Origin of the sequence: Sulfurimonas sp. CVO (genome assembly GCF_009883775.1) — a bacterium.
Lineage (GTDB): Bacteria > Campylobacterota > Campylobacteria > Campylobacterales > Sulfurimonadaceae > Sulfurimonas > Sulfurimonas xiamenensis.
The window spans coordinates 242,571-258,457 of the sequence record NZ_CP033720.1 but is presented as its reverse complement, the minus strand read 5'-3'; the positions used below and the strand labels follow the sequence as shown (position 1 = coordinate 258,457).

Here is a 15,887-nt window from a genome sequence, read left to right as displayed (position 1 = left end):
CCTAAAAATCCTATAATAACCAACAATAATGAAGCAAAAATTTCTATATGTTTTTTGTTTTTTGCTAATTGCATAGCGATACTTGAACTGATTTTGAAAACAAATAGATAAAAAAACAGAAATGGTATCAAAACTACACCTAAACCAAAAGAAATTCCATACAATAGCGAAAGGTTAAAATCTAATGCCTCTTTTGTTCTATACTCTTCAATCTTTAGGGCACAATAAAATAAGATACGCTCTATATTAGACCTGCTTTTTTAGAATAATTTAAGAAACAAATATTAATTTATTATTTCATCAATCCCTAAAATATAGCGATACCCTTTAATGTTAATTATTTGTTTGTACTAAACTTTCATAAGCCCGAAAAATATTAAAACACCAACAAGTAAAATTAATATAGAAGCAAAAACCTCTATATGTTTTTTGTATCTGTGAAGCTCTTTTGTAATCTCATTTGTAATTTTAAAAATAAAAAAATACAATAGTAAAAAAGGAACTAATATTACCCCAAATGCAAAAAAAAGACCATATAAAGCAGATGTCAATATCGATGAGCTTAAGGCACTCGTAGCTATCAAGCTCATTACGGGTAAACAAAAACTAAAAGAGCTAAAAAAACCTATGCCGAAATATCCATACCTTAAAGAGCTAGAGCAACTAGTGCTACAGCTCTTTTTTAAAAATATTGATCTATAGAGTAAAAAAAGTCCCACAAAGATTATAAACACTGCACCTATTTTTTCGAATGGCACAGTTGGAATAATGAAATTTTTAAAAATATTTGCTCCAAAAAATGCAGTAATCGCAATGGCAATATAGGCAAATACTTTTCCTATAAAATACTCAAAAAGTATTTTTAAAGAGTATTTTTTTTCTAAAGAGTTATTGGCTAAAAGAATCGGAGTCATTATAGGCAGACAACTTATAGCACACGCTGTTGCTCCTAGTTGTAAGCCTACTAAAAATATTGTCAAATAAATCATCTACTTGTAGCCATATATAATTTATTTTTATTAAAATACCCGTACATTACAGGTAAATATAATAAATTTAAAATAGTTCCCCATAATAATCCAAATCCTATTGTTACAGCAATTGGTTGAAAACTCACTGCTATTCCAGTTGCAAAAAAGATAAGAGTAAATAATCCAACAATAGTCGTAATAGAAGTCAAAATAATTGGTCTAAATCTTTTAGTAGCATTTTTGTAGAATTCCTCTATTGAAGTTGATTTTTTAATCGCATCCATCATAATAATGCCATCATTTACAATAACACCAGCAAGCCCAATAGCCCCAACGAGCGAGGGAACAGTTATTTGCAATCCTAAAAGAAAATGTCCCGCATAGAGTCCAAGCATTGAAAAAGGAATCACTGACATCACCAACAGAGTTTCTCTCATTGAATTGAACAGATAAAGAAGTGCTAAAAAAATTAAACTCAAAGCCAAGGCTATAGATAAAACCATCTCAACTTCTAAGGTTTCTTTTTGTTTTTGTTCCCCTTTAAAAATAAATTTTATCCCATCTTTTTTCATTTGTTCTATTGTTGGTTTTATTTTTTGCAAAACTTCAGAAGAGGTGATGATGTCGTTATCAACATTTGCAAACATATAAAAAGTGGTAGTACCATTATCTTTTACAAGTTGTTCTAAAGATTGAATAGTTTCTATGGTGCAAATATCTTCAATAGCCACAATGGTTCCATTTTGTAATGGTATTTGTATATTTTTAAAATACTCATAATCATCACAATAAAAAGATTTTGATTTCACTTCATAGGATTCTGTCTTGCCATATATCGTGCCAATTGTTTTGTCCATATATACATTTGATAAAAAATTGCCTAAATATTTTTCAGTAATCCCTAATGATTCTCCATAGCTATTGATGTGAAACTTTAATTCGTCAATTCCAAACTTTATATTATTGCCACTAAATTTTACACCTTTGATAGCTTCGACTTCTTTTTGAAGTTGATTTACACTTTGAATAGCTTTTTGATAATCATCGCTTACTATCCCTATTTTAATATCTGCTTTGGTTGCACCCATTCTTTTTTCAACGATTAATATCTCTTCTAAATTGAATCTATCTTTATACTCTTGTTTTTTAATCCATTCTCTTAATATTTTGGCAATCTCTTTTGAGGAGAGTGTTCTTATTCTTCCATCTTCTTCATAATAGGGACTCAAGATGGGTGTGATATATTTTTCAAAAAAATTCTCAGGCATTTTTTTATTTAACTCAATATTTAAATTACCAACATTGGGATTTACTTCACTTTCTCCTATCGCTGTTGTTCTAGCACCTGCTGTTGAACTGATATAATCTATAAAAAATTTCTCTTTATGTTTTAGAAGTTCTTGCTCTATTTGTTTAATTATTATAGATGTCTCTTCAAGCCTCAAGTTTTCGCCTCCTGCAATAGTGAGCTTTACACTTGTTGAATCGAACTTTTGAAACATATGAAACTTTGAATTTTTTGCACTTATAAAAATAAGCAATGGTACTACTATGACAAATAAGAGTAAAAAACTTTTTTGATATTTCATAAAAATTTTTAATATTTGTTGATATATATTTCTACTTCTATCCCAAGATAAAGTTTTTGTACTATTTTTTAATATATGGGAACAATGGATAGGTAAAAATACAAAGGACTCAATCAAAGAGGCCAATATAAGAGCAGAAAATGCTATGGGGATAAGTTGTATAATTTCTCCCATTCGTCCACTTATCATTAAAAGCGGTATAAAAGAAAACAGAGTTGTAACAGAAGCCCAAAATACAGGTTTCGCCATCTCTTTAGTTCCTAGATATGCTGCTTCTTTGGGGGAATATCCTTTTTCTATATACTGCTGTATATTTTCACTTATAACGATTGCATCATCAACAATAATACCAATGGCAAGTAATACACCAATGAGGGATTGCACATTAATGCTATAGCCTGTAAAATAAAAGTAAATTGCGCCAAGTACAAATGAAGTAGGTATTCCTAGTACAATCACTAAGGCCATGCGAGAGTTAATTAAAATAATTGAAAAAAGTGCTATAAGCAATATTCCAAATAAAATATTTGAAAATACAATATTTAAACTCTCTCTCACCATCAGTGAATAATCCATTTTTACATCATAACTCACATCTTCTGTTTTTAATTCTTTGAGTCTTTTTCTTATCTCTTGTGACAAGACTAAGGCATCTCCACTAGAAAACTGAGAAATAGAGAGTGTAATAGCACTATGACCATTCATACTAGCCATTGTCGATGAATCAGCATATCTTGTTTTGATGGTGGCTATATCTTTAAAAGAAATTAATTTTTCTCCAATTTTCAGTAGGGTTGCTTCTAAATTTGTTATATCTTTTTTGCCATTACTTGTTGATAGATAAAACTGATTATTTTTTCCTTCCATTTTTCCTACAGGAAAAGTATAAGATAGTTCAGGTAACACAGACAAAACTTGTTCCTTATCTAATCCATAGGCTTCTATTTTTTTTTCATCAAAAAGTATTTCGTAATATAAATCAGACTCTCCATATACTATAATATCTTCTACATATTGAACTTTTAAGAGCTTCTCTTTTAAATCTTTTGCTACTTTTATAATCTCATGTTTTGGTAATTTTGATGAGAGCACCGATACATACATAAGTGATCTAGCATGGCTTGATACATGAGTAGATGGCATGTCCATGTCGGAGGGTAAATCAGAGGCAATACTATCTATCGCTTCTTGTACATTTTCTTTAATTGTATTTTTATCTTCTTTTTTATCAAGCTCAAGAACTATTCTAAACCGGCCAGGTCTTATGGTTGTTATAATATCTGTGATACCAATAATATTTTTTATTTTATTTTCCAAAGGAGTGACTGCCATTTTATTTAAAATATCAACAGAAGCTCCACTATAACTACCACTTATTTGTATGGTGCTTGGCTCTATGGTGGGCTGTACCTCTTTTGGAATTTTTGTATAAGCAAATATTCCGATAATAAATAAAAAGAAAAATAAAGCGTAGTTTATTTTATAGTTTTCTATAAAGAACTTTATAGTTTTCTCAAACATCTATGTTAATTATTTTCGTAGTTATATGAATCTATCCCTAAAATCGCTGCTCCATATGAAGTAGTAATTTGCGGATACTCTGGGATAAATATCTTTTTGCCGAGTTCATTTTCTATGGCATTAACAAGCCCACTATTTAGTGCTGGACCTCCATCAAAGTAAATACCTTCTTTTACACCAACTCTCTTTACAAGCTTTACAACTCTTTTAGCTATAGAATAATGCATACCGCAAACGATATCTTCAACACTATGTCCATTGCCTAAAAGTCCTATAATCTCACTCTCTGCAAATACGGCACAAGTACTATTTATAGAAAGAGGGGTTCCTTTTGATGCAAAATGTCTCTCACCTAACTCCTCAACTGTAATCTCAAGATTCATAGCACAGGCATCGAGAAACTTTCCTGTTCCTGCTGCACATCTATCATTCATAGCGAAGTTTGTTACATTTCCCTCTTCATCCAGTGAGATTGCTTTGCTATCTTGGCCGCCGATATTTATGATAGTTTTAATCTCTGCATAATCTTTTGCGGCAGCTCTAGCACCTATGGCATTTGCAGTGATTTCACTGATGTTTTCATCTGCTTCTTTAAATATCTTTCTACCATAACCAGTTGCTACAGTGTAGATGATATCCCCTCTGTTTATTCCTAATTCGTATACAAGTGCATCCAGTGTTTCATGAGCATATTTATAAAACATACTTCCACTTGCAGTGATTTTGTGTCCCATTAGGTTTTTGTTTTCATCTGCTATTGAGATTTTTATAGCTGTTGAACCTATATCGATACCTGCAAAATATTTCATACTATTTTCTCTTTTTTCTTTTTTTTCATTTTAATTGATTCCATAAATGCTTCAACCCTTGTGCTGAGCTGTCCACCTTGAGACGGACTATAATCACTTTCAAGGTATAAAATAGGAATGCCCTCTTTTTCCATAGCCTCCAGTACACTTCTTTGTTCTAGCTCATACACTGTACACCCTGCAAATGCTTGGTATACAACAGCATCAGCTTTATAGTTCTTTACAAGATCGATAATTCTTCTTATGCGGTCATCATTTTTTGTAAAAATAGGACAGGTGCAGGCCTTTAGATACTTATCTGAAATGGAATCTATCATATCGTATAAATTCCACTCATCAACAGCTACCATATCATTAAACATTCTATTTGAACTGCATGTCTCATCTGCCACGATTACCGCATCTGATTGTTCTATAAGCGTAGGTATTTTATAGTTTGGAAAAATAGGAGGGGAGCCTGTGTAGACGATTCGAGGAGATACTTTTGCAACGACACCTATATTTTGCTTTTTTCTTTGTTCACATTCATCAAGAAGTTTCTCCACAGCCTCTGTCCAGCTATCAATTCTATCAAAGAAAAAAGCACCTGTAACCATAAACATATGCGTGCCGTTTATGGGTACATGCTCTAGTTTTCTATATTCACACAGTTTATGATAGAGACTTTGTGCATATCCAATTTTTTGCACAGCACTTTTTAAACTGCTTCGTGAGAGTTTTTTATTTTGAAATTTGGATAAGTCCACTGCAAACTGTTTAACACTTCTTCTCCAGTATTCACGACTAGCTTCACTCTCTTTAACTCTTGGATAATCAACATCAACAACTTTATAGCCAAACCCCTCAATAACAGCACCTGCTTTTGTTTTTTGATCACAAGTCGTAGGAGAAAAGATAATATCAGGTTTATCACTAAAATTATCACTTGCAAAGTGTCCAACAGTTGCCTTTACCAAAGGACAGGCTTTTTGAGGCATCAAATCACTTCCTATCTCATCATCGGTATAAAAACCATTACAAAGTCGTATAGGCACCCCATCAAGAGCGTAGATAATCTCACTTGGTATTTGGATACACATCGTTCCTATTTTTGTTTTGCCCTCGTGTAAAGATTTTTGACGACAGTACACATCGTCAAAAAGTGTGTAAAAATATTCCATAGACTCCATAGGGTTTTTAAACTCATCTTTTAATATATTGATAACTTTGATAGCCTCCATCGCTTTATGGCGATTTTGCTTTTCATGCGGTGTTTCTATCTTATGTTGCTCATTAGTTCTCATTTTTATCATTCCCTGTTTGCTCTTTTTTATCCATCGCCATTCTTAATATAAATCCCTCTTTTGTAGATTCAAATATTGTTTTTCCTGCAAAATTTGCTTCCAAACAACCCTCTTCAGGACAAGCAGCAACACATTTTAAACATAAGGTACAATCTTGAGTAACAAGGTTTTTGCTTGTAACATCATCTGCAATTTCTAAAATATCCATATCGCATGCTCTATAACAATCACCACATTTAGTACATTTACTCCCATCTTTATAGAGCTTTAAAAGAGCTGGTTTTGAAAAGGTATATTGAAGAGCAGCCATTGGGCAAAAGTAGCAAAAAAATCTTTTTTTTATAAATGAACCAATTAAAAAAAGTCCAACCATAATCATTCCAAGTGTTGTCATTATAAGATCTGCTGGATTTGAAAAATCGATATAAAATTGACTAAAATCACCTGTAAATGCAGGTATCATCATGCGACCTGGACAAATATCACAAAATGGCATAGAGAGACCATTTGGAAGTGTTGGCAAGCCAAGGAGCGAATTACTTATCATTACTGGAATAATAAGTAATAGTATGAGCAATATCCATTTGATACTTTTTATCATTTTTCTATTTGCCCAGTCATACTCTGAAAATCTGATTTTTAATTTCTCTCTTAATAATGTCAGCCAGTCTTGCATTGTACCAAGTGGACACACATAGCCACACCAAGATTTATTGAGTAGCCATACCCAGAGTATAAAAATCGATAATGAAATCAAAAAAGTAACTCCGGCAAATCCCAAAAATGACTCCCAAGGATGTTTCAAATCATGTTGAATCATCCCTAAATAACATTTTCCGCCAGTCCCATCAGGATTAAATACACAGGCAAATGTAGGTAGTTTATCACCTATATCTATAGCAAAATATCCACCATAAACGATAATAAAAAATGTGAACACCTGTATCCAAAAACGAACTTTCTTTAAGTTCATATTATTAATTTTCTTTTTGATACTAGTTTTCATCAAACCAGATCTCCTTTGGTGCTTTTTTCTTTTTTCTTCTGTTATAGTACAAACCCAAAGAAAAAATTAGCATCACTCCAATTGCAACATAAAACCCAGCCGTTTGCGAACTATACTCTAAAGGTGAAGTGTTAAAATTCAAAGGAATTGAACTGTAATATACTATTTTTGAATACTCTTTTCCTTCAAAACTTCCATTTTTATCTTCACTAAAAGAAGCTTCTAAAAGCATCGATTCTTTTAGCCTTTTATTTTTTGAGATATCAGCATAGGTATTGCGTGGAATTTCAAACGATATAAGCCCATCTTTATCAGGGTCTATTCTGTTTAGCCATCCTTTTTGAGTTGTAACTGTGAGTGAAATATCTTTTTTTTGTTGCTGATTATAATAAATTTTAATAGGCAAAATATCCCCAGAGTAGAGACAACAGTTTATATGATGTTTTTTTATAGGTTTTTGCAAAATTATCTCAAAAGGAACTTTTTCAAATGGCTCTTTTCCAAAATGCGATCCAACTGTTTTACCTCGTATCTCCTTTAATACAGCATCTTGTATATCTGCATCTTTATTATAAACTCGTGTTTTATAGAGGTTTATATATAAAGTGCCATCTTCTACATATTTGTCTTGTAAAAACAGATGATAGCTTCCTTTGTAAGGCATATCAAAAGGGATTTCACCATCTTTAAACTCTCTTTGGAAAATTTCCCCTTCACTATGTCTTAATAACAGTGTTGGGCTCTGTAGTTGATTTACCTTGATACCATGAGGAAAGCTTCCATTCAATAAAGTAAGCTCTTTTTTAGAATGCCCGCCAGCAATATCTATATATTTTTGTTCTACCCATGTTGCGGCACCTAGATTGAGTGATAAGAAAAAAAGTATTGCTTTAGCAATACTTTTTTTAAAATTGAGAAGAGTGTTCATATTAAAAACTCATTTTAAGAGTTGCCATTACAACTCTTCCCGGAGAATTATAGTATTCTATATAGCCTTTATCAAATAGGTCATCTACACTTACTTCAAATTGACTATTTTTAGTTATTTTTCTTGATAATTTTAAATCATACAGAGTGTAACTCTCATAGGCGCTAGATTCACTATTCATATCATCACTGTAACGCTTTCCTACATATCTTCCACTGGCAACTATATTAATAAAATTTGGATTCATATATTCAATAGAAACTGAAGCTTTATTTTTTGGAACATATGTTAAATATTTCCCTTCAAGCGCACTGTTAGCTTCAAATTTTTTGATTTTTGACTCATTATATGTGTAGTTAGCTAAGAGCTTCCAAGCATCCGTAAAAGCATAATCAGCTTCAAACTCTATTCCTTGAATCTCAACTTCACCTACATTGGTTTTTTCTTTATAATTTGTACTTGAAGGATCAAGCGGATCGATAGAATATATAAAATCTTCCGCATCACTTCGATATGCTGTAATATGAATATTTCCATTCCCAATTTTTTGATCTACTCCAATCTCATAAGAGATCACAGTTTCCGGATCTAAATTAGCATTTCCGGCATATACTTTTTCATAAGAAATCCAATCTCTATATAAATCACTTACTGTCGGTGCTCTAAAGGCTTTCCCTATAGATGTTCTTATAGAAGTATTTTCAGTTAGATGATAAACTAAACCTATTTTTGGGCTAAAAGCATTAAACGATTTAGTTGCATGATCGGTATAAACATTGTTGACTTCATCATACATTTTACCACCGTGATTTTTATAATAATCGAGTCTGGCACCGATATTTACGATAAATTTTTCATTTATAAACCACTCGTCTTGTCCAAAAAATGCATAATAATCTTGCTTTCCTTCAGTTGTAATAGTAGCTGAGTTTGAAAGATAAGTATCAATCTTTTCTGCAGAACTTTTTTTACCTTCAAGTCCTGTCGTAATAATATGATTTCCTAAAGGTAAAGTATATTGAAGAGTAGCCCCATAATCACTTGTTTCTCCCTCATCTTTGTACTTTATCTGTGTTGGATTCGTTGCATGATACACCAAAGAATCGTAGGAATTTTCGCCCATTTTGTTATAAATAGTAACTTTCATGTCAGATGAGTTTTCAAAAAATTTACTGTAGTTTATCTGAGTGGTACTCATAGAATTTTTGTAAGGATTATATCCTCCAGGGATATCCAAAACACCAGTGGTTTTTCTATCCATATAATTGTATGAAACACCGACATCAGAGCTATCATCAATGTCATATGTGAGCTTTAAATTTGCATTTGCTTTTTCTACACCTCTTTTAATTGTATTGTCTTTTTGATTACTTTCTAGATCGGCTATATATCCATCACTTTTTGCCATTTGTCCAGACAAAAAATAACCAAATTTGTCAATTTTGCCAGTAGTAGATATTGAGCCTATTTTTGTATTCATACTTCCGTAACTGAGATTTACATTGGTTTGTTGCTTTTGAGGTTTTTTGGTAATAATATTAATGACTCCGCCCATGGCATTTGAACCGTATAGTGAAGAACCTGAACCTTTAACTACCTCTATCCTTTTTATTGAATCCATAGGAACTTGGGTCCATTCAACAGCACCTCCGTAGGCATCATTTAAAGGAACACCATCCAAAAGCACTAAAGAACGGGCATCTGTACCACCAAACCCTCTCATATATATTTTGTTAGTAGTACTAGTAGACATTAATCCCATGCTATTTCGTATATTTACACCGGCAACATTTTTTAAAATTTCATTTGCATTTGAAGCAACAGAATTTTCAATATCTTTTTGTGTAACGATGCTAATACTCGCTGGAACATCAGCAACTTTTCTCTCTGTTTTTGTGGCAGTCACAGAAACGTCACCCAAATCTATTGAATCTGCATTTGCTACATTTAAAAATGTTGCCGCAGCAACCAAGGATAGGGTTATACCATTTACTTTTATCATTTTTTCTCCTAATTTATGTTTTGATAAAACAACACCAAAATATATATTATGATTAAATTAACGAAAGTAATGATAAAACAATATTGGTGCTTGCCGCTATTCCTTGCCTTGTAGTCGCCAAACTAAGATCATGGCAAGGAACTTTGAAGTGTCAAGTGTAGCAGTAGAGTGTTAATTTTGTGTTAAGTTTAATCTTTTTAACTAAATATATTTATTAATTTTTATTAAAATGTTTAATTTTTGCATATAAATTAATTTTATATAAATATAAAAAATACAAATAATTGCAAATACAAAAAACTAGATGAAATAAACAAATAATTTTAAAATATTTTAGATGATATTTGAAGTGTATAATAAGTATATATTTTTATATGAAATATATACTTATTTTTATATAAATTTTGAAATTTAATCAGATTTTTGAAGTTCTTCTAATTTTTCCTTAACCTCTTTTGCATGATCTTTAACTTTTACTTTTTCCCAGATAGCTTTTATAACCCCTTTTGGATCTATTATGAATGTTGAGCGGACAATTCCCATGTACTCTTTGCCGTAATTTTTCTTTAACTGCCAAACACCGTAATCTTGAAGCATTGTAGTACTTTCATCGCTTAAGAGAGTAATACTCAAATCTTTTTTCTCTATAAAGTTTCGATGTTTTGCCGTACTATCTGCACTTACACCGATTATAATCGCATTTAGGTTGCTAAAATCCGGCGCTGCGTCACTAAAGTCACATGCTTCGGTCGTACATCCGGGAGTGTTGTCTTTTGGATAGAAGTAAAGAACTATCCACTTCCCTTTTAAATCTCTTAGACATATCTCTACATCATCTTGGTTTGGCAGACAAAACTCCGGCGCAACAATCCCAACCTCTAACATATCACTTCTCCCTTGCTCTCTTTACTTGCAACCCGTAGATATAGAGTTTCTTTAGAAAACTCCGGTGCTTTTTTATCCGATTTAATCATATCTAATTCACTCTCCTGTCTTTAAAAATTATCTTTTATTTTTCCATTTATCATAGTGGAGATTATGCCGTGTTCCTCTTTTACATCTGCAACTACAACACCTGCTATATGAAGCGGAACAAAAATCATAATAATGTTAAAAACTAGTTCATGTATATCTTTTATGCTGCCGGCAAATTCTTTACTCATTCCCAAAGCTTCATAGAAGTAGATAGCAAAACCGCTTAGAGCCATAAACAAAAGTGTTGCATATACCACATAGTATGATATTTTTACAGCTTTTTTATGAAGAGTTAAAGAGCTGAAACTCTCAACTTTACTTGTATCTTTAAAAAACAGATAGATTCTATAGAGTATCAAAAATGCTAACGCATACCCCAATATGATATGCCACTCCCACATTCCGGCACGAATCGCTTTTGCTATTGTTTTTGCTTGCTCAATGGTTATATCAACTCCGATATCAGAAAGTTTTGAAACTAATATTTCAGCATTTGTTTTGTAGCTAAGAAATGTTTTTCTTAAAAAAACAGTTCCAAGTAAACCAAGAATAACTGCCGCATTTAACCAATGCCAAATTCTAAAATTAAGTGTATATTTCATCTTCAACTCCTGTGTTTTTAATATACAAACATTAAAAAATAGACCCAAATCCCCGTTAATGAAGTAAGAAGTACCCCTACAAATGTTATCAAGCCCATTTTTCTATGCTTACCTAATTGTAACAGCTTTTTGGATCTAAAGATAGTTGTCCCCCAAAAGATAATTGTAATTATAGAAATAATAATATGAAAAACCAATACTATAAAAGCATAATCATAAGACACCCTACTATCTTTCATAAATGCATCAAAACCTCCACCGGCTCTTACTCCATATTCAAAATATGAAAGAACTATTACAGAAAAAGCAAATATAAAAATTTGAAGATATGCATGCGTTTTATAATGTCTATTTCTTGCAAAAGAGATTGTAGCAACTACAAGAAAAGGAAGAAGTGAAACAATCAATGTCACAAGATCCATAAAAAAAGGAGCCCGCGTTCCAAAAAAGCCTGCTTCAAACATATACCCTAAATTTACACTCATTTTTTAGCCTTCTTTCCTTTTTGATAATAAATATACCATGATACCAATAGAACTAAAACAATCAAAACAATTAGAGTTATCTGCTTTAAGTAGCTATCAATCAACTCTTGATTCTCACCGATAAAGTATCCAAGCATTACAAGGATTAACGCCCAAATACCAGCACCTAGTGCCGTATATATAGAAAAAACGGCTAAATTCATATGAGCAAGACCTGCAGGGATGGATATAAGCTGACGAATCCCAGGAACCAATCTTCCTATAAAAGTAGAAATATGCCCATGTTTGGCAAAATAGGTATCCATCTTCTGAAGAGCATCTTCTTGTATAAAAAAGTATTTTCCATATTTTTTAAGAATCTTTCTGCCAAGTAGTAGTGCCAAGTAGTAGTTAACAAATGCCCCCATCATCGAGCCGCCAAGAGCACTTGTCATAATCATACCCACACTCATGTCACCCTTTGATGCCAAATAACCGGCAGGAATAAGAACTATTTCACTGGGAAAGGGTATAAAAGAGCTCTCTATACTCATAAGCAGAAAGATACCCAAATATCCCCACTCAAAAATCAAATCTACCAAATTCTGTGCAAGTTCTCTAATCATTTACTGCCTCATACGCATCCAATATCATCTTTTTCGCCACACTTCTGCTAGAATGCTCTAAAAGTGCTCTGCTTTTACTCTGCAGATCTTCATCTAAAAGAGCTAATAGCTTCTCTTTTAGATGTTGTTCCTCTCTCTCGCACCAGCCCATACTATTATCGACTATAAATTTAGCATTATAGTATTGATGATCAGAAGCTGCATATGGAAAAGGGACAAAAAGCGCAGGTAAGCCGTTTGCACAAAGCTCCCAAAGTGTGCTTGCACCTGAGCGGCTTACAGCCAAATCTGCTTTTGACATAAGCAGCGGCATCTCTTTTGTAAATGCATAAAATTCAACCTCGATACCCAAATCCTTATATGCATTTTTGACTCTCTCGTAATCTCTTTCGCCGGCTTGATGGATGATTTTTATCCCCCTGCTTTGAAGCTCTTTTGCTGAACTTAGAGCTAAATCATTAATGGCTTTTGCTCCTTGTGAACCTCCCAAAAAGATAACTGTTTTGATAGTATCTCTTACTCTTTGGTTTTGAAAAAACTCCTCTTTTACGGGATACCCTTTAATAGGCGAGTTTACATCATACGCTGATATAAATCTTTTGCAAAATGGCTTTAAAAGAGAGTTCAGGCGTCCTTCAACAGCATTTTGTTCATGGATAAAAAGGGGGATTAATCTGCTTAATGATGCAAAAGATGCAGGAGCGGCAGAAAAGCCTCCTACACTATATGTTGCTTGAATATTATGTTTTTTTAAGATTTTTCTTGAATCAAAAAAAGCACGCATAACAAGCCAAAGAGCTTTTAATTTGGCAAAACCTTTTTTATTGACTACGCCTGTTGTCTCTAAAAAATAGACATGGCTAAATGTACTGTGCGATTCAAAATACTTTCTATCCTGTCCGCTTGTTGAACCTATGAAGATAGCTTCATGCCCCTCTTCTGCAGCCGCTTGAACCAATGCTTCAGCTATCACAAGATGTCCGCCTGTTCCACCACCCGTTATACAAAACTTCATCTATCTCTCCATTTGCATATTTTAGTCCATCTTCGCTTTTTTAGATGCCATAAGAACCATACCAATCCCTATAGAGGCTGCCAAAATAGAAGATCCTCCATAGCTTAAAAACGGAACTGAGATTCCCTTAATAGGAGTAATTCCGCTGATTCCGTACGCATTCACCAAAAAGGCAAAAGAGAGCAGAAGACCAACCCCCAGACTAAAGAGATAAATTCTTGAATCTTTTGTTCTGTTTGCAATCTTAAAAATTCTCTGAAGCATCAATAAAAATATTATCGTAACAATCAAAACACCTACAAATCCAAACTCTTCGGCAAGTCCCGCTAAAACAAAATCGGTATGAACTTCGCTTAAAAAACCCAATTTAAATGTTCCGTTTGCTATTCCAGTGCCAAAAAGTCCTCCGTTATGAATAGCATTAAGAGAGTGCCCTATCTGATACGGTTCTACCTCTGTAGGCACCCTAAGCTGTGCCGCTATAGATTCGGGAAAAATTTCCAAAACAGTATTTTGTGCAAAAGCCCACCATGATTTTATACGCATTATCCTATGCTCTGCGGTAAAGATAAAAAAGATAAAAAACATAAGTGCGCCGATCAAAAGTGTCAAAAAAAAGCGAAAACTGCTTCCGGCAAACATAAGCATAAAAAGAAGTGTAAGTCCAAGTACAACAACCTGCCCTAAATCATTTTGAACAAAAGCTATAATAAACATTGCTCCTATGAATACAATCCCATATGGAGCAAATCGAATATACTCATCTTTTACTCCCATTCCATCATGATCTCTATATTTTCTTGAAAAACTCCATGCCAAAAAATAGACAAACCCTATCTTAAAAAATTCAACAGGAGCGAGCGAAAATCCAAAAACTTTTATCCATCTTTTTGCTCCTCCAACTGCAGATACAAAATACTCCGGTAAAAAAGGCATGGCTATCATTAAGACAGTTGAACCTATAAAAAGTGTAAAGCCGATAGGTGTTAATAGTTTATCTGGATTTCCCTGAGCCAAAAGCCAAATGACAAATATGCTGAAAATTCCAAAAATCGCCTGACGAAACGCAAAATGAAACTCATTTACCCCAAAAAGTATAGTTGTATATACAGATAAAGTATATGTTAAAACAATACTTATGCCAATAAGTATTGATACTAAAGTAAAAAGTCTTCTATCTGCCATGAAATCACTTTAGCGAGCTTATTAATCTAAAGCTCATTATACTGCCTTGTCTAAAACAATTAAAATAAAAAAAACAATGCCAAGATAACCGTTTACAGTAAAAAAAGCACGATCTATCTTTGTAAAATCTTTTCGAACCAAAAAGTGTTCATATCCAAGCATTACGGCACTTAAAAGCACCGCTGTACATGCAAATACGCCGAGTCCCGCAACCCAAACAAACAGTGCCCAAAAAATCACTGTTAACATATGAAAAATAGAGGAGAGAAAAAGTGTCGCTTCTGCACCATATTTTGAGGGAATCGAGTGCAATCCTTTCTCTTTGTCAAAATCTATATCCTGTAAAGAGTAGAGCAGATCAAAGCCGGCAACCCAAAATATAACCCCTAAGCTAAGGATTACGGACCAAGGCGTTATCTCGGCACTTACAGCCACAACACCGGCAATTGGGGCAAGTCCAAGCGATATACCAAGCACTACATGAGCCAAAGATGAGAATCTTTTAAAGTAAGAGTAACTTCCTAAAATAAATAAAATGGGGAAGCTTAGAGCAAATGCAAGCGAATTTATCATATATGCAACACCAATAAAAACAAAAGCATTAACAACTGTAAAAATTATAATACTTAAAGGATCAAGCCTTCCATCAACATTCGGCCGTGATGCAGTTCTGGGATTGAGAGCATCTATATCTCTATCTGCAAATCTATTAAGCCCCATCGCAAAATTTCTTGCACTTACTGCAGCAAATACGCCCAAAACAAGCAGCCAAAAACCAAACCAGCCATCTGCTGCTACTATCATGGCAATAAAGATAAAAGGGAGCGAAAAGATAGAGTGTTCAAACATGACGAGTTCGTTGAAATCTTTAAGTTTACTTATATATCTTTGCAAATTGAACCTTAAAATTA

The 15,887-nt window shown here is 33.2% G+C and carries 14 protein-coding genes; all 14 read right to left on the bottom strand.

The window, feature by feature from the left end:
- Positions 1–350 precede the first annotated feature (350 nt).
- The 14 genes from CVO_RS01320 to mqnP all read right to left on the bottom strand — a co-directional run bounded on the left by CVO_RS01320 (position 351) and on the right by mqnP (position 15,870).
- On the bottom strand, positions 351–989 hold the full coding sequence (locus tag CVO_RS01320) for a sulfite exporter TauE/SafE family protein (RefSeq protein ID WP_159569578.1): 639 nt from the start codon (positions 987–989) through the stop codon (positions 351–353).
- Entirely contained in the window at positions 986–4,081 is a 3,096-nt protein-coding gene (locus CVO_RS01315) for an efflux RND transporter permease subunit (RefSeq protein ID WP_159569576.1), read from the bottom strand. The genes CVO_RS01320 and CVO_RS01315 overlap by 4 nt, the downstream gene beginning before the upstream one ends.
- A gap of 5 nt (positions 4,082–4,086) precedes the next feature.
- Positions 4,087–4,890, bottom strand: a complete 804-nt coding sequence (locus tag CVO_RS01310; protein WP_159569574.1) for an acyl-CoA dehydratase activase — start codon at positions 4,888–4,890, stop codon at positions 4,087–4,089.
- Positions 4,887–6,173, bottom strand: a complete 1,287-nt coding sequence (locus CVO_RS01305; protein ID WP_159569572.1) for a 2-hydroxyacyl-CoA dehydratase subunit D — start codon at positions 6,171–6,173, stop codon at positions 4,887–4,889. The genes CVO_RS01310 and CVO_RS01305 overlap by 4 nt, the downstream gene beginning before the upstream one ends.
- Complete coding sequence (locus CVO_RS01300; RefSeq protein ID WP_159569570.1) at positions 6,163–7,179, bottom strand: 4Fe-4S binding protein; 1,017 nt, start codon at positions 7,177–7,179, stop codon at positions 6,163–6,165. Before CVO_RS01300 ends, CVO_RS01305 begins: the two co-directional genes overlap by 11 nt.
- Positions 7,169–8,107: a hypothetical protein gene (locus CVO_RS01295; RefSeq protein ID WP_159569568.1), complete on the bottom strand. Its 939-nt coding sequence runs from the start codon at positions 8,105–8,107 to the stop codon at positions 7,169–7,171. Before CVO_RS01295 ends, CVO_RS01300 begins: the two co-directional genes overlap by 11 nt.
- A 1-nt stretch (position 8,108) precedes the next feature.
- A complete protein-coding gene (locus CVO_RS01290; RefSeq protein WP_159569566.1) occupies positions 8,109–10,109 on the bottom strand; it encodes a TonB-dependent receptor plug domain-containing protein in 2,001 nt (666 codons plus the stop codon).
- Between the two features lie 411 nt (positions 10,110–10,520).
- Positions 10,521–10,994 carry a thioredoxin-dependent thiol peroxidase gene (bcp, locus tag CVO_RS01285; RefSeq protein WP_159569564.1) on the bottom strand — a complete coding sequence of 158 codons (474 nt, stop codon included), beginning with the start codon at positions 10,992–10,994 and terminating at the stop codon, positions 10,521–10,523.
- A 110-nt stretch (positions 10,995–11,104) separates the two neighbouring features.
- A complete protein-coding gene (locus CVO_RS01280) occupies positions 11,105–11,686 on the bottom strand; it encodes a cytochrome b/b6 domain-containing protein (RefSeq protein ID WP_159569562.1) in 582 nt (193 codons plus the stop codon).
- 17 nt (positions 11,687–11,703) lie between these two features.
- Positions 11,704–12,171 (bottom strand): DUF420 domain-containing protein, encoded by a 468-nt coding sequence (locus CVO_RS01275; protein ID WP_152299971.1) that lies wholly within the window; start codon positions 12,169–12,171, stop codon positions 11,704–11,706.
- A complete protein-coding gene (locus tag CVO_RS01270; RefSeq protein WP_159569560.1) occupies positions 12,168–12,776 on the bottom strand; it encodes a DedA family protein in 609 nt (202 codons plus the stop codon). Before CVO_RS01270 ends, CVO_RS01275 begins: the two co-directional genes overlap by 4 nt.
- Positions 12,769–13,791: an undecaprenyldiphospho-muramoylpentapeptide beta-N-acetylglucosaminyltransferase gene (murG, locus tag CVO_RS01265; RefSeq protein WP_159569558.1), complete on the bottom strand. Its 1,023-nt coding sequence runs from the start codon at positions 13,789–13,791 to the stop codon at positions 12,769–12,771. The genes CVO_RS01270 and murG overlap by 8 nt, the downstream gene beginning before the upstream one ends.
- 21 nt (positions 13,792–13,812) lie before the next feature.
- Complete coding sequence (locus CVO_RS01260) at positions 13,813–14,976, bottom strand: FtsW/RodA/SpoVE family cell cycle protein (protein WP_159569556.1); 1,164 nt, start codon at positions 14,974–14,976, stop codon at positions 13,813–13,815.
- 36 nt (positions 14,977–15,012) lie between these two features.
- Positions 15,013–15,870 carry a menaquinone biosynthesis prenyltransferase MqnP gene (gene mqnP / locus CVO_RS01255; RefSeq protein ID WP_159569554.1) on the bottom strand — a complete coding sequence of 286 codons (858 nt, stop codon included), beginning with the start codon at positions 15,868–15,870 and terminating at the stop codon, positions 15,013–15,015.
- Between the last annotated feature and the right edge of the window lie 17 nt (positions 15,871–15,887).

Coding starts and splice junctions, on each gene's coding strand:
- CVO_RS01320 (WP_159569578.1), bottom strand. CDS start 989: ATGATTTATTTGACAATATTTTTAGTAGGCTTACAACTAGGAGCAACA.
- CVO_RS01315 (WP_159569576.1), bottom strand. CDS start 4,081: ATGTTTGAGAAAACTATAAAGTTCTTTATAGAAAACTATAAAATAAAC.
- CVO_RS01310 (WP_159569574.1), bottom strand. CDS start 4,890: ATGAAATATTTTGCAGGTATCGATATAGGTTCAACAGCTATAAAAATC.
- CVO_RS01305 (WP_159569572.1), bottom strand. CDS start 6,173: ATGAGAACTAATGAGCAACATAAGATAGAAACACCGCATGAAAAGCAA.
- CVO_RS01300 (WP_159569570.1), bottom strand. CDS start 7,179: ATGAAAACTAGTATCAAAAAGAAAATTAATAATATGAACTTAAAGAAA.
- CVO_RS01295 (WP_159569568.1), bottom strand. CDS start 8,107: ATGAACACTCTTCTCAATTTTAAAAAAAGTATTGCTAAAGCAATACTT.
- CVO_RS01290 (WP_159569566.1), bottom strand. CDS start 10,109: ATGATAAAAGTAAATGGTATAACCCTATCCTTGGTTGCTGCGGCAACA.
- bcp (WP_159569564.1), bottom strand. CDS start 10,994: ATGTTAGAGGTTGGGATTGTTGCGCCGGAGTTTTGTCTGCCAAACCAA.
- CVO_RS01280 (WP_159569562.1), bottom strand. CDS start 11,686: ATGAAATATACACTTAATTTTAGAATTTGGCATTGGTTAAATGCGGCA.
- CVO_RS01275 (WP_152299971.1), bottom strand. CDS start 12,171: ATGAGTGTAAATTTAGGGTATATGTTTGAAGCAGGCTTTTTTGGAACG.
- CVO_RS01270 (WP_159569560.1), bottom strand. CDS start 12,776: ATGATTAGAGAACTTGCACAGAATTTGGTAGATTTGATTTTTGAGTGG.
- murG (WP_159569558.1), bottom strand. CDS start 13,791: ATGAAGTTTTGTATAACGGGTGGTGGAACAGGCGGACATCTTGTGATA.
- CVO_RS01260 (WP_159569556.1), bottom strand. CDS start 14,976: ATGGCAGATAGAAGACTTTTTACTTTAGTATCAATACTTATTGGCATA.